Source organism: Methylobacterium sp. V23 (assembly GCF_002917135.1).
Lineage (GTDB): Bacteria > Pseudomonadota > Alphaproteobacteria > Rhizobiales > Beijerinckiaceae > Methylobacterium.
Genome location: NZ_PDHT01000034.1, coordinates 14,162 through 27,939, shown reverse-complemented (window position 1 = coordinate 27,939; position 13,778 = coordinate 14,162). Strand labels below are relative to the sequence as shown.

The 13,778-nt window shown below is 68.8% G+C and carries 10 protein-coding genes and 2 tRNA genes; 10 read left to right on the top strand and 2 right to left on the bottom strand.

Annotation, left to right across the window (positions count from 1 at the left end; genetic code table 11):
* Nucleotides 1–90 precede the first annotated feature (90 nt).
* Nucleotides 91–732 (top strand): DedA family protein, encoded by a 642-nt coding sequence (locus tag CRT23_RS22980; RefSeq protein WP_103711932.1) that lies wholly within the window; start codon nucleotides 91–93, stop codon nucleotides 730–732.
* A gap of 304 nt (nucleotides 733–1,036) precedes the next feature.
* Here CRT23_RS22980 and CRT23_RS22975 read toward each other — a convergent pair.
* Nucleotides 1,037–1,112 (bottom strand) — tRNA-Asn (locus tag CRT23_RS22975).
* 275 nt (nucleotides 1,113–1,387) lie between these two features.
* Between CRT23_RS22975 and CRT23_RS22970 the strand changes: the two genes are divergently transcribed.
* From CRT23_RS22970 to rsgA, 6 genes are all read left to right on the top strand, one after another.
* Nucleotides 1,388–1,461: transfer RNA gene (locus CRT23_RS22970), tRNA-Cys, on the top strand.
* A gap of 293 nt (nucleotides 1,462–1,754) precedes the next feature.
* Nucleotides 1,755–2,405: a protein-L-isoaspartate O-methyltransferase gene (locus tag CRT23_RS22965; RefSeq protein WP_103711931.1), complete on the top strand. Its 651-nt coding sequence runs from the start codon at nucleotides 1,755–1,757 to the stop codon at nucleotides 2,403–2,405.
* Nucleotides 2,406–2,677: 272 nt separating this feature from the next.
* Entirely contained in the window at nucleotides 2,678–4,072 is a 1,395-nt protein-coding gene (locus tag CRT23_RS22960; RefSeq protein WP_103711930.1) for a TolC family outer membrane protein, read from the top strand.
* A gap of 189 nt (nucleotides 4,073–4,261) precedes the next feature.
* Entirely contained in the window at nucleotides 4,262–4,873 is a 612-nt protein-coding gene (locus tag CRT23_RS22955) for a DUF2497 domain-containing protein (protein ID WP_103711929.1), read from the top strand.
* A 115-nt stretch (nucleotides 4,874–4,988) separates the two neighbouring features.
* Complete coding sequence (locus CRT23_RS22950; protein ID WP_103711928.1) at nucleotides 4,989–7,721, top strand: valine--tRNA ligase; 2,733 nt, start codon at nucleotides 4,989–4,991, stop codon at nucleotides 7,719–7,721.
* A 40-nt stretch (nucleotides 7,722–7,761) separates the two neighbouring features.
* Nucleotides 7,762–8,760: a ribosome small subunit-dependent GTPase A gene (gene rsgA / locus CRT23_RS22945; protein ID WP_245436498.1), complete on the top strand. Its 999-nt coding sequence runs from the start codon at nucleotides 7,762–7,764 to the stop codon at nucleotides 8,758–8,760.
* A gap of 10 nt (nucleotides 8,761–8,770) precedes the next feature.
* On the opposite strand, the gene purD is transcribed toward rsgA, so the two are convergent.
* On the bottom strand, nucleotides 8,771–10,054 hold the full coding sequence (purD, locus tag CRT23_RS22940; protein ID WP_103711926.1) for a phosphoribosylamine--glycine ligase: 1,284 nt from the start codon (nucleotides 10,052–10,054) through the stop codon (nucleotides 8,771–8,773).
* 457 nt (nucleotides 10,055–10,511) lie between these two features.
* Between purD and xseA the strand changes: the two genes are divergently transcribed.
* From xseA to CRT23_RS22920, 3 genes are all read left to right on the top strand, one after another.
* A complete protein-coding gene (gene xseA, locus CRT23_RS22930) occupies nucleotides 10,512–12,209 on the top strand; it encodes an exodeoxyribonuclease VII large subunit (protein WP_103711924.1) in 1,698 nt (565 codons plus the stop codon).
* 171 nt (nucleotides 12,210–12,380) lie between these two features.
* On the top strand, nucleotides 12,381–12,608 hold the full coding sequence (locus CRT23_RS22925) for a DUF4170 domain-containing protein (RefSeq protein WP_055959121.1): 228 nt from the start codon (nucleotides 12,381–12,383) through the stop codon (nucleotides 12,606–12,608).
* A 136-nt stretch (nucleotides 12,609–12,744) separates the two neighbouring features.
* Nucleotides 12,745–13,689: a ribose-phosphate pyrophosphokinase gene (locus CRT23_RS22920; protein ID WP_055959118.1), complete on the top strand. Its 945-nt coding sequence runs from the start codon at nucleotides 12,745–12,747 to the stop codon at nucleotides 13,687–13,689.
* Nucleotides 13,690–13,778: the final 89 nt, after the last annotated feature.

Sequence of the window (13,778 nt, the reverse complement as noted above, 5' to 3'; positions counted from 1 at the left end):
CATCGCCCGGCACGGCTCAGCCACAGACGAGCCCCGTTCCCGCCATGTTCGCCCGCTCTCTGTCGCGGAAGTGCCGACACGGGAACGCTGATGTCCTTCCTCACGAACCTGCCCATCGCCGACCTGACCGCCAGCTACGGCTACATCGCGATCTTCGTCGTCATCGCTCTGGAAAGTGCGGGCGTCCCGCTACCGGGCGAGACGATCCTGATTTCGTCGGCCGTCTATTCCGGCAGCACCGGCCAGTTGAACATCGGCCTGATCATCGTGGCCGCCGCGGCCGCCGCGATCCTGGGCGACAATCTCGGTTACTGGGTCGGCCGCCGCTGGGGCATGCCGCTCCTGCTGCGCTACGGCCACCTGATCGCCCTGGATCACGGCCGCCTCAAGCTCGGGCAGTACCTCTTTCGCGAGCATGGCGGAAAGATCGTGTTCTTCGGCCGCTTCACCGCGATGCTGCGCGCCTATGCGGCCGTCCTCGCGGGCGTGAACAAGCTCGATGCGCGCCGCTTCCTGATCTTCAACGGCCTCGGCGGCATCGCCTGGGCGACGATCATGGGCCTGGGCTCGTATTACTGCGGTCGCTCGATCGAGCACATCGCCGGCCCCGTCGGCCTGGCGCTCCTCGCGGTGGTGGTCTTCGGGGGACTCGCCCTGTGGCTGTTCGTGCGCAAGCACGAGAGCCGGCTCCTCGCCGAGGCCGAGAGCGCCATTCCCGGACCGCTGGCCTGACCGCTCGCCTCGTTCGGGGATCCCTGCCGGAACCCGCCGCCCACGAGGTCGGCGGGTTTTTTCATTCTGGTCATGGGCCAGCCGACCCGGAGGAAATGCCTCCCGAAGCGAACTTCGGGCGATCGCGGGGCACACGATCTCGGAACAGGAGGAGAGATTACCCGGGGCTCAAAAATCAAAGCCGCCTGGGACTGGGCGCTGGACCGATGGCCGGCCCTACCGCTCATGCCGGCTCATTAGAGCCCAGCGAGATCTACACAAACGATGAATGTTTGCAGACCACAGAGAGATCTTGAAAGAAGAGTGGCTCCCCGAGCAGGACTCGAACCTGCGACAAAGCGATTAACAGTCGCTTGCTCTACCAACTGAGCTATCGGGGACCGCGATCGGGGGTCTACACAGCGCTTCGCCGAGACGCAAGAGTGTCCGAGCCGGTGATTTGACGATTCCATCACATTTTTTGGCCCGGCGCCCCTGCGGAGGCATCGTGCCCGTCGAGCGCGTACGAGTCGCGGAGCACGCGCATCCATCCTTTTTTCCGAGATCGCCCAAAGGCCGTTGCCCTTTCGCATGGGGCTCTGCTAGAGACCGCTCTCCCCGAGCCGGCCGCCCGGACGGGGGTCGCCGAACGAGCCCCTCGGGGCGGTGCGACAGAGGCCTCGTGGCGGAGTGGTTACGCAGAGGACTGCAAATCCTTGTACGGGGGTTCGATTCCCTCCGAGGCCTCCAACTTTCTGATTGCCGGCTTGGCCGGCGCCCCATTTCGTGAACGAGATCGTGCCGGTGCCGGCGCCCCACGTCGTTGGCGCGCTCGGGTCGTTGGCGCGCTGGGTAAGACCAGAGCCGTCGCCTGGACCGATGCCCGGGAGACCTGCGCTTGCCTGTCAGCGGGGTGCCTCCGCGAACCTTGCGTTTTCGCCATCGATCCACGACAACCCGCAAGCTTCGGCGTGGCCGCCCGGCCGCCCGGAAGGACAGAGCGGCGCCCGGCGCCGGCCCAGGGTCGAAGAAAGACGGCATCCATGCTCGATTACGCGCAGGCACGACGCCTCATGGTCGATTGTCAGTTGCGGACCTTCGACGTGAACGACGTCCCGGTCCTCGACGCTTTCGGTGAGGTCGCCCGCGAGCGCTTCGTGCCGACGGGCCGTGAGGACTTCGCGTATATCGACCAGTCCTTGCGGCTCGGCCGGCCGGGCCGCGCCATGCCGGCGCCGATGCTCTTGGCCCGCATGATCCAGGCCCTGGCGATCCAGCCGGGCGACTCCGCCCTCGATCTGGGCACGGGCTACGGCTACGCCGCTGCGATCCTGGCCCGACTGGGTGCCGAAGTTGTCGCCCTCGAATCCGACACCGATCTTGCGACGGGGGCCCGCGAGCGCCTGACCGGACTCGACCGCCTCACGGTTGTCGAGGGACCGCTCGAGGCCGGCGCCCCGCAGGGCGCACCGTACGATGCGATCCTGGTGAACGGCCGGGTGGAAACGCGCCCGAAGTCCCTCTTGGACCAGCTGACGGATGGCGGTCGCCTCGTCTGCGTGATGGGCAGGGACCGGGCCGCGAAGGCAACCCTGTTCGTCCGAGCCGGCGACGCCTTCGGCGCACGTCCCCTCTTCGATGCCGCTCTCCCGCCCCTGGGCGCCTTCGCGGACGCGGTCGACTTCGCGTTCTGACGGCTTCCGAGCCGGGAGATGGACCGCATTCGCATCGTCGATACCATGGAACGGAGCCTGGTTTAGGTCACCAAACGCTTCGGAATTAGCCCGAAAGGAGTGTCGCTTTTTTGCGGCACCCCTCCTTGATTCACGCAATGCACAGCAAGCGGCCGGTGCTCTGCGGGCCAAGGTCGGGTAGTCTTCGCATCGAGGCGGGCAACCCGGTATCGCGCTCAGGCGCGGCGGCCTTCTGCGAGGCCGTCCGGTTTATCGAGAAACCGCAAGGGCTGATGAGCGTGAGAGATTCGAAACCTGCGATGCGCACAAGGCTTCGGCCTGCCGGCCTCGCCGTATTGGCGGTTGCCCTGGCAAGCCCGGCCGTCGCCGAGACGCTGGAGAGCGCGCTCTCGCGGGCGTATGCCGCCAATCCCCTTTTGAACGCTGGGCGTGCAGGTGTCCGTGCGACCGATGAGAGTGTGGCGCAAGCCAAATCCGGCTATCGACCTACGGTCAGCATTGAAGCTGACATCGGGATCCAACAGACAGACGGACGCCTTTCGCGCCAGAGGTTTGATCAGGTCACAAGGCCCGGCGGTGCGGGCCTCACCGTCAACCAGACCCTGTTCAACGGTTTTCGTACCGATAACCAGACCCGCCAGGCAGAATCCGACGTGCTCCGTGTCCGGGAGGCGCTGCGCGCCACCGAGATGAACACACTGTACAGCGCCGCCCAAGCCTACATGTCGGTCCTGAGCGACACAGCAAACCTGGAGCTGCGGCGGAACAACGTCGAGGTGCTCGAAGAGCAGCTCCGCCAGACCCGCGACCGCTTCAATGTTGGTGAGGTGACCCGCACTGACGTCGCCCAAGCCGAGGCCCGCCTTGCCGGCGCCCGTTCAGATGTGAGCGGCGCCGAGGCGACCCTGCGCGCTAGCATCGGTACCTACCGCCGCTTCATCGGTGTGGAGCCGCGCCAGCTTGCGCCAGGCCGGCCCCTCGACCGCTATGTTCCGGGCAGCCTCGATGCAGCGGTCAATATCGGCCTTAAGGAGCACCCGCAGATCCTGTCGTCGCTGCATCTTGTCGATGTGGCCGAGGCACAGGTGAAGGTGCTGGAAGGTGCCCTATACCCGACCGCCGGCCTGCAGGGCTCGGTCCAACAGCGCTATGATAATCAGTTCGGCGGTGACAACGTACTTAGCGCGTCGATCGTCGGTCGCTTGTCAATCCCCCTCTACGAGGGCGGCCAGACCTACTCGCAGATCCGCCAAGCCAAAGAGACGGTCGGTCAGCGCCGGCTCGATGCCGAGGACACACGGGATCAGGTCCGCTCGGCCATCGTGACGGCCTGGGGCCAGCTCGAGGCCTCCAAGGCACAGGTCATCGCCTCCCAGGCGCAGGTGCAGGCCAACGAGGTGGCGCTGAACGGTGTGCGCGAGGAAGCCCGCGTGGGCCAGCGCACCACCCTCGACGTCCTGAACGCGCAGCAGGAGTTGCTGAACGCCCGCACCAACCTGATCGTCGCCCAGCGTAACCGGGTGATATTCTCCTACGGCGTCGTCCAGGCGATCGGCCGCCTGACGGTGCGCTTCACGGCGCTGCCGGTGGCGGTCTACAGCCCGAAGGAACACTTCGATCAGGTCAAGGACCTCTGGTACGGCGTCCGCACGCCCGACGGACGCTAAGGTTCGGCGGCCGCGCGGTCGCTGAAATGAGAGTTACGCTGTCCCGGACGAATCAGCCGCGCCCTGGAGTCTCACGGCTGTGCGAGCTTATCCCGCGCCGTGCAGCGGCCAGCGCTTGTGTCGGGGCGGGGGCGTGAAATACTCGCTGCACGTCGCAACCGTTCCCCCCAGATCCTGAGCATCGTCCGGATGAGTGCAGCGAGCCCCAAGGTGTCGGATAAGGCGCAGGAACCCTCCATGGAGGAGATCCTGGCGTCGATCCGGCGCATTATCGCCGACGATCAGATCGCCAAGGCCGAGGTGGTTCCGCCGCGGCCCCCCGCGCCGATGCCCGAGAACGACGATGTGCTGGACCTCGCCGAGGTCGCCCAGCCCGTCCGCAAGCCCATCCCCCTCGACGAGCCCGAGATCGCGTTCGGTAAAGAGCCGATCGAGGACGGACAGATCGACTTTGATGCGATCTCCTTCGACGATGATGAGCCGGACTTGGAGCCGCTGCCGCCGCTCCGTGCCGCGCCCCCCATCGAGCCGCCGCGTCCGGTCCCTCAGCCCGCATCGCGCGAGCCGGATCCCGAGCCGACGCCCACCGAGCGCCTGACCTCGGCCGTCACGGATGCGAGCGTTGCCCAGGCCTTCCACATGCTCTCGAACACGGTCATGAGCAGCCAGGCCCGCACCCTGGAAGACCTCGTGCAGGATATGCTCCGCCCCATGCTGAAGGGCTGGCTCGACGAGAACCTGCCCGGCATGGTCGAGCGCCTGGTTCGCGCCGAGATCGAGCGCGTTGCCCGGGGCCGTTGAGGCCTGAGCGCGATCGCATGGCCGAATCGCGGGGCTCGCGTGTTGACGCAGGGTGCCCGACGGGTTGAAAGCGAACCAATCTCCGCATTCCCCGATCAGTGACCCGACCCCGCCCATGATGGACAAGACCTTCGATCCCGCCGCCGTCGAGGCGCGCATCGCCGCCGCCTGGGAATCGGGCGAGGCCTTCAAGGCTGGGCGCCCCGAACGGGCCGGGGCGAAACCCTTCACCATGGTGATCCCGCCGCCGAACGTGACCGGCAGCCTCCACATGGGCCACGCCCTCAACAATACGCTGCAGGACATCCTCTGCCGCTTCGAGCGCATGCGCGGCCGCGACGTGCTCTGGCAGCCGGGGACCGACCATGCCGGCATCGCCACCCAGATGGTGGTGGAGCGTCGGCTCGCCGAGGCGAAGGAGCCGGGCCGGCGGGAGATCGGCCGCGCGGCGTTCGTCGAGAAAGTCTGGGCCTGGAAGGCGGAATCGGGCGGTGCGATCGTCAACCAGCTGAAGCGCCTGGGCGCTTCCTGTGATTGGTCGCGCGAGCGCTTCACCATGGGCGTCTCGGGCGCGCCGGACGACCAGATGGTCCGTGCCGTCACCCGCACCTTCGTCGACCTCCACGCCCAGGGCCTGATCTACCGCGACAAGCGCCTGGTGAACTGGGATCCGAAGTTCCAGACCGCGATCTCGGACCTCGAAGTCCTGCTGGTCGAGGTGAAGGGCCATCTCTGGCACTTCGACTACCCGGTCGTCGACGCGGCCGGCGCCGAGACCGGCGAGATCATCACGGTGGCCACGACCCGGCCCGAGACCATGCTGGGCGACACCGCGGTCGCGGTCCATCCCGAGGATGAGCGCTACACCCACCTCGTCGGCAAGCGCGTGCGCCTGCCCTTGGTCGGGCGCCTGATCCCAATCATCGCGGACAGCTATTCCGATCCGGAGAAGGGCACCGGCGCCGTCAAGATCACGCCCGCGCACGACTTCAACGACTTCGAGGTGGGCCGTCGCGCCGGCTGCACGCCAATCAACATCCTGGATTCGGAAGCCCGCATAAGTCTCGACGGCAACGCCGCTTTCCTGGCGGACGCGAACCCCGAGCCGGAGGCCCTGGCCCTGCACGGCCTCGACCGTTTCGAGGCGCGCCGACGCGTCGTCGCCCTGATGGAGGCGCGCGAGCGCCTACGGCTCACCGAGCCGAACACCCACGCGGTTCCGCACGGCGACCGCTCGAACGTCGTCATCGAACCCTATCTCACGGACCAGTGGTACGTGAACGTGAAGCCCTTGGCCGAGCGCGCCCTGCAGGCGGTGCGCGATGGCAAAACCCGTTTCGTGCCCGAGAATTACGAGCGGACCTTCTTCCAGTGGCTTGAGAACATCGAGCCCTGGTGCATCTCGCGCCAGCTCTGGTGGGGCCACCAGATCCCGGTCTGGTACGACGAGGTGGGCGGCATCTACGTGGCGATGAGCGAGGCGGAGGCGCAGGGCCAGGCCGATGCGAAGCGCGGGGCGCCCGTGGCCCTCAGCCGGGACGAGGACGTCCTCGACACCTGGTTCTCCTCCGCCCTGTGGCCGTTCTCGACGCTGGGCTGGCCGGAGGAAACCCCGGAGCTCGCGCGCTACTACCCGACCGACACGCTGGTGACCGGCAAGGACATCATCTTCTTCTGGGTCGCCCGGATGATGATGCTGGGGCTCCACGTCACCGACCGGGTCCCGTTCTCGACGGTCTACCTGCACACGCTGGTGCGCGACGCCTCCGGCGCCAAGATGTCGAAATCGAAGGGTAACGTCGTCGATCCTCTCGGACTCATCGACCAGTACGGGGCCGATGCCCTGCGCTTCACCCTCGCGGCCATGGCGGCCCAGGGACGGGACATCAAGCTCGCGGTGAACCGGGTCGAGGGCTACCGTAACTTCGCGACGAAGCTCTGGAACGCCTCGCGCTTCGCCGAGATGAACGGCTGCACCCTGCGGACCGACTACCGGCCGGAGGACGCCCGCGAGACCCTGAACCGCTGGGCCTTGGGCGAGGCCGCCCGGGCCGTTGCCGAGGTTACGGCGGCGCTCGATGCCTACCGCTTCAACGACGCGGCCGCAGCGGCTTACCGCTTCGTCTGGAACATCTTCTGCGACTGGTACCTGGAACTGGCGAAGCCCGTGCTCCAGGGGGAAGGTGTCGAGGCCGCCGCCAAGGCCGAGACGCAGGCCACCGTGGCCTTCCTGATCGACCAGATCGCCAAGCTCCTGCACCCGTTCATGCCGTTCCTCACGGAAGAACTCTGGGCGATCAAGGGCGAGGGCCTACCGGAACGGGGCCTGCTCGCCCTGGCACCCTGGCCGGACCTCGCCGCACTGAACGATTCAGACTCGGAGGCCGAGATCGGCTGGCTCGTCGACCTCGTCTCGGAGATCCGCTCGGCTCGCTCGGAGACCAGCGTGCCGGCGGCCGCGCAGATTCCCCTCGTGGTGGTCAGCGCCGATGCGGACCTGCGGGCCCGTGCGACCCGCTGGGGCGACACCCTGGTTCGGCTGGCGCGGCTCTCCGAGATCCGCTTCGAGGCGGCCGCGCCGAAGAACTCGGTGCAGCTCTTGGTGCGCGGCTCGGTGGCAGCCCTGCCGCTGGAGGGCATCGTCGACCTCGCCGCCGAGGTCGCCCGCCTGAAGAAGGAAGCGGCGAAGGCCGGTGCCGAGATCGCCAAGATCGAGGGCAAGCTGGACAATGCCGACTTCCTCGCCCGGGCCCCCGACGAGGTCGTGGACGAGCAGCGCGAGCGTCGCGATACAGAGGCCGCCCGCCTGGAGAAGATCACGGAGGCGCTGGCGCGGCTCGCCGCTTGAGCGGGTCACGAGCCTTCGGCACGCGGCCGGGTCGCGCGCTGTGACGGTCGCCCACACCCTGGCCGAACTCGGCTGGTCCGCCTTCTTCGCGGACCAGTGCCGGCCCGACGAGGCGGACCTCGTGCCCCAGCGCGTCGCGACCGTGCACCGCGCCCGCATGGGCGCACTCGCGGAGGCGGGACCGGTCAAGCTGATGCTGCCAGTCCACACCAACACCGGCGACTACGCGGTGGGCGACTGGGTCCTGGTCGAGGCCGGGACCCAGATGCTGCGCCGATGCCTGGATCGCCGCACCGTTCTGGAGCGGCGGCGGGAAGGCAGCGTCGCCCCGCAGCTCGCGGCGGCCAATGTCGACACCCTCTTCATCGTCACCTCCTGCAACGCGGACTTCAATCCGACACGGCTGGAGCGCTACCTTGCCTTAGCCAACCAGGGCGGCGCCGAGCCGGTCATCGTCCTGACCAAGGCGGACGCGGCGGTGGATGCGGAGCGCTACCGGCGCGAGGCCGGGGCGCTGCAGCGCGACCTCGCCGTCACCTTGGTGAATCCCAGGGAGTCCGGGGCAGCGACGCAGCTTGGTCCCTGGTGCGGCCCCGGCCGCACCGTGGCGGTGGTCGGCTCCTCGGGGGTCGGCAAGTCGACCCTCGTGAACACCTTGGCGGGTCCAAGCCACGCGGCGCCTCAGGCGACGGGAGGCATCCGGGAGCACGATGCGAAGGGCCGGCACACCACGACTAGCCGATCGCTCCACGCCATCGCGGGCGGCGGCTGGGTGATCGACACGCCCGGAATCCGCTCGCTTCAGCTCGGAGATGCGGCCGAGGGGATCGACACCCTGTTCGCAGAGATCACCGAACTCGCCCCCGAGTGCCGCTTCCGCGACTGCACACATGCCCACGAGCCCGGCTGCGCCGTGCAGGCCGCCGTCGCCGAGGGCCGACTCGACGCGGAGCGGGTGGCGCGCTGGCGCATCCTGCGGGCCGAGAACCGGGGGAACACGGTGGTGCCCACCGGTCCCCGCGGCAACAAGCGGCGCTGACAGTCTGGCGTCAGATCCCGCCGCCCGCGACCTCGCGGGCGACGGCGCGGCGGCCGATATCGCGGCGGCAGAAACCCTCCGGCCAGTCGATCCGGGCCACCGCCGCGTAGGCGCGCGCCTGGGCCTCCATCATACTCTCGCCCAGGGCCGTGACGGCGAGCACCCGGCCCCCGTCGGCGAGCAGGCGTTCGCCCTCGGCGCGGGTGCCGGCCTGGAACACCAGAACCTCGTCGCTCACGCCCGCGGCCTCGACGCCGCGGATCTCCGAACCGCGCAGCACCGCTCCAGGATAGCCGGCCGCCGCCATGACCACGGTGAGCGCGGCGCGCCGCTCGTCGAATTCCAGGCTGATCCCGGACACGTCGCCCTCGCAGGCCGCCAGCAGGGCCGGCACGAGGTCGGAGGCGAGGCGCGGCATCAGCACCTGAGCCTCCGGGTCGCCGAAGCGGGTGTTGTACTCGATGAGCTTCGGCCCGTCGGCGGTGAGCATCAGCCCGGCATAGAGGATGCCGGTGAAGGGGATGCCCCGCGCACGCATGCCGTCGAGGGTCGGGGCGATGATGGTCTCCATCACCGCGCGCTCCAAGGCCGGGGTCAGGATGGTCGCCGGAGAGTAAGCGCCCATGCCGCCCGTGTTGGGGCCGCGGTCGCCGTCGAAGACCCGCTTGTGGTCCTGGGCCGTGCCTACCGGGACCGCGCGGGTGCCGTCGCACAGGGCGAAGAAGCTCGCTTCCTCTCCGAACAGGCACTCCTCGATGACGATCTCGGCGCCGGGCTCCTCGAACAGAGCTCGCACGGCGTTCTCCGCCTGCTCGCGGGTCTCGGCCACGACCACGCCCTTGCCGGCAGCGAGCCCATCGGCCTTCACCACGATGGGGGCCCCCTGCGCGGCCAAGTAGGCCAGGGCGGGTTCGAGGGCCTGGAACCGCGCGAAGGCGGCGGTGGGAATACCGACCTCGGCGCACAGGTCCTTGGTGAAGCCCTTGGAGCCCTCAAGCTGGGCGGCGGCCTTCGTCGGGCCGAACACCCGGACGCCCGCGGCCTGCAAGGCGTCGACCAGGCCCGCCACCAAGGGCGCCTCGGGACCGACCACCACGAGACCGATGCGTTCGCCCGAACAGAAGGTCCGTACCGCGGCATGGTCGGACACGTCGAGCTCGGGGCGGTTCTCGCCGAAGGCGGCCGTTCCCGGATTGCCCGGTGCGGTGAACAGGCGGGTGCAGAGCGGACTCTTGGCGATGGCGTAGGCGAGGGCGTGCTCGCGCCCGCCCGAACCGATGAGGAGGATGTTCATGAGCGGTGATGTTCCCCAAAAGCCGCTCGTTGAAAAGTCCGATTCGAAGCCGATACGCGCACTGTGCACGGGAAGCGGTCCGCGAACCGGGTCCGGCTTTCTTGGGTTCTCGTACTTTCCGTGTGGAACGAACCATTTCGGACGACGTTGTGAGGATTATGCCAGGCTGTCGCAAATCCGTTCCGTTTTTGGTGGCGCCGACTCCCCTCCGGAGCGTCAGCCTCTCGCACTACGTTACGCACGGCCGCTTGCCTGTTCGCGCCTGCAACGACAACGGCAACCTCCACAATCTCCCGATCTGGCGCATGGCACTCGCGATCTGCGCCGTGCCCGTGGCGTCTGCACTGGTCATCCTCTCCATCCTGATGTGATGCCTGATGTGATGCGACGGGTGTGACCCGGGGCAGCACGGTCAATCCCTTTACCTGGTACGACGCCGGCCCTAGCGTCCGCCGCCATGGCCGTTCCTCCCCCACCCGCCAAAGCCGCCGCCGCACCCGGGCCCGTTTCCAACGTGCCGGAATGGTCCGTCGGAGACCTCGCCTCCGCGCTGAAACGGACGCTGGAGGATGCCTTCGGCCACGTTCGCCTGCGGGGCGAGATTTCAGGCTTTCGTGGCCAGCACAGCTCCGGTCACGCCTACTTCTCGCTCAAGGACGGCAGCGCACGGATCGATGCGGTGGTCTGGAAGGGCACCTTCAACCGCCTGCGCCAGCGTCCTCAGGAAGGGCTCGAGGTGGTCGCCACCGGGCGGATCACGACCTTCCCGGGCAAATCCTCGTACCAGATCGTCATCGAGACCCTGGAGCCCGCCGGCATCGGGGCCTGGATGGCCCTGCTGGAAGAGCGCAAGCGCGTGCTCGCCGCCGAGGGCCTGTTCGCGGCCGAGCGCAAGCGGCCGATCCCGTACCTGCCCCGTGTCGTCGGCGTGGTGACCTCGCCGACCGGCGCCGTCATCCGCGACATCCTGCATCGGCTCGAGGACCGCTTCGCCCGGCCCGTACTGGTCTGGCCGGTGCGGGTCCAGGGGGAGGGGGCGGCCGAGGAGATCGCTGCGGCGATCCGGGGCTTCAATGCGCTGGCGCCCGGCGGCGCGATTGCGCGGCCCGACGTGCTCATCGTGGCGCGCGGCGGCGGCTCCATCGAGGATCTCTGGGCCTTCAACGAGGAATGCGTGGTGCGCGCGGCCGCGGACTCGACGATCCCGCTGATCTCCGCGGTGGGCCATGAGACCGACACCACCCTGATCGACTTCGTCTCCGACCGGCGAGCCCCGACCCCGACGGGGGCCGCCGAGATGGCCGTTCCGGTGCGGGCCGACCTCGTCGCCGAGGTGTCCGATCTCGCACGGCGCCAGCGTGAGGCGGTCCAGCGCCGTCTCGACCGGGAGCGCAGCGACCTGCGCGCCCTGGTGCGGGCGATGCCGGACGTCGACGCCTTCCTGGCGGCCAAGCGCCAGCGCCTCGACCTCGCCGAGGCGAGGCTCGGCCCGGCTCTGGCCGGCAACGCCCGGGTGTTCCGGCTGCGCGTCTCGCGCCTCGTCGAGCGCTTCGCCCGACATCCGCCGACCCTGGCCCTGGCCCAGGCGCGCGGACGGGTCGCCCGCATCAGCGACCGTCCCGGCGCGGCCCTGCGCCACGACATGGCGCGCAAGGGGGAGGGGCTGTCCTATCTCGGCCGCCGCCTCGTGATCGCCCGGGAGGGAACGGTGAGCCGCGCACGGGCGGAGCAGGTGCGCAGCCGCGATCGCCTCGACGCCCTGCAGACGCGGCTGGTCCGGGCCGGCGTCCGCCTGACGGAGCGCCGCGCCGACCGGCTCGCCGGGCTCTCCGGCCTGCTCGGGTCCCTGAGCTACCGCGCCGTGCTGGCCCGCGGCTACGCCCTGGTCCGGGATTCGGACGGGCGGGCGATCCGCGCCGCGGCGCAGATCGCCCCGCACATGACCCTGGAATTCACGGACGGTTTCGTCGAGGTCGTGCCGCGCGACGCCCCGGCGGATGGGGCCAGCCCGACCGGCGAGGCGACGACCCCCCCGAAGACCGCGCGGAAGCGGACACCCCAAAAAAAGACAGCCCCGACGACGGCCGCCCGGACGGCGCAGCCGCCGGACGTGCCCGCGCCCGCGGCCCGGCAAGGAAGCCTGTTCGACCTCTGAGGAGCGGTTGCCCGGCGGCGATGCCTGTGCACCGTGCCGTGCGGGACAGGGCCTGCGTGTTCCGCGGCACGCGGATCGGGTTGACGAACCCGGCGGCGTTTGCGACCGCACCCGCGGCACGGCGCGTGCCTTCCGGGATGGCGCCGGATCCGGGCGGAGGGAGATGCGGGAATGACGACGACGATCGACAGCGCACAGAGGCTGCACCTGGTCTTCGGGGGCGAGTTGGAGAGCCTCGACGGCGTGAATTTCCGCGACGTCAAGAATCTCGACATCGTCGGCATCTTTCCGGACTACGCCTCGGCCCAGACCGCCTGGAAAGCCAAGGCGCAGTCGACGGTTGACAGCGCCCAGACGCGCTACTTCATCGTGCACCTGCACCGGCTGCTCGAGCCCTGATGTGCGAAACCTGACTCTGCAACACAGGTGAAGGCATTGTGACGCCTGGGGTGCGGCTGTTATGGAGCGCCGCAACCAAGGCCGAAAACCTCGGCACGGGCTCGGCCCTGCAGGATCGCGAGATGAAGACCCCGGCATGAAGTCCTCGATCAAGATCATCGCCGGCAACGCGAGCCGCCCCTTGGCCGAGGCCATCGCGGCCTACCTCGAATTGCCACTGGCCAAATGCATGGTCCGGCGCTTCGCCGACATGGAGATCTTCGTCGAACTCCAAGAGAACGTGCGCGGCGAGGACGTCTTCATCGTCCAGTCGACCTCGTTCCCGGCCAACGATCACCTGATGGAACTGCTCATCATGATCGACGCCGCGCGGCGCTCGTCGGCGCGGCGCATCACCGCCGTGATCCCGTATTTCGGGTATGCCCGCCAGGACCGGCGCACCTCGGGCCGCACCCCGATCTCCGCCAAGCTCGTGGCCAACCTCATCACCGAGGCCGGCGCCGACCGCGTCATGACCCTCGATCTCCATGCCGGGCAGATCCAGGGCTTCTTCGACATCCCGACCGACAACCTGTTCGCCGCCCCCGTGATGGTGCGCGACATCAAGGAGCGCCTCGACCCGCGGGACTGGATGGTGGTGTCGCCGGATGTCGGCGGCGTCGTCCGCGCCCGCGCCATCGCCAAGCGCATCGACGCGACCCTGGCCATCGTCGACAAGCGCCGCGAGCGTCCCGGCGAGTCCGAGGTGATGAACATCATCGGCGAGGTCGAGGGCCGCTCCTGCATCCTCGTCGACGACATCGTCGATTCCGGCGGCACCCTGGTGAACGCCGCCGAGGCCCTCTTGAATGCCGGGGCCAAGGACGTCTCCGCCTACATCACCCACGGGGTGCTCTCGGGCGGCGCGGTCTCGCGCATCGCCGCGTCGCGGATGAAGGAACTGGTCATCACCGACTCGATCCAGCCGACCCAGGCAGTCAAGCTCGCGCGCAACATCCGGGTCGCCACCATCGCGCCGCTCCTGGGCGAGGCCATCGGCCGGACGGCGACGGAATCCAGCGTCTCGAGCCTCTTCACCTGAGGCGCACGTCCCGGACATCCGGGACAAGCGGATCGCAATTGCGTTGACCCCATCGGAACCTGTATAGACGGCGCTTCCCTATTGCAGCG

Excerpts from the sequence above, each read along its gene's own strand:
- CRT23_RS22960 (WP_103711930.1), top strand. The coding sequence starts at position 2,678 with ATGAGCGTGAGAGATTCGAAACCTGCGATGCGCACAAGGCTTCGGCCT.
- purD (WP_103711926.1), bottom strand. The coding sequence starts at position 10,054 with ATGAACATCCTCCTCATCGGTTCGGGCGGGCGCGAGCACGCCCTCGCC.
- CRT23_RS22955 (WP_103711929.1), top strand. The coding sequence starts at position 4,262 with ATGAGTGCAGCGAGCCCCAAGGTGTCGGATAAGGCGCAGGAACCCTCC.
- xseA (WP_103711924.1), top strand. The coding sequence starts at position 10,512 with ATGGCCGTTCCTCCCCCACCCGCCAAAGCCGCCGCCGCACCCGGGCCC.
- CRT23_RS22950 (WP_103711928.1), top strand. The coding sequence starts at position 4,989 with ATGATGGACAAGACCTTCGATCCCGCCGCCGTCGAGGCGCGCATCGCC.
- CRT23_RS22925 (WP_055959121.1), top strand. The coding sequence starts at position 12,381 with ATGACGACGACGATCGACAGCGCACAGAGGCTGCACCTGGTCTTCGGG.
- CRT23_RS22965 (WP_103711931.1), top strand. The coding sequence starts at position 1,755 with ATGCTCGATTACGCGCAGGCACGACGCCTCATGGTCGATTGTCAGTTG.
- CRT23_RS22980 (WP_103711932.1), top strand. The coding sequence starts at position 91 with ATGTCCTTCCTCACGAACCTGCCCATCGCCGACCTGACCGCCAGCTAC.
- CRT23_RS22920 (WP_055959118.1), top strand. The coding sequence starts at position 12,745 with ATGAAGTCCTCGATCAAGATCATCGCCGGCAACGCGAGCCGCCCCTTG.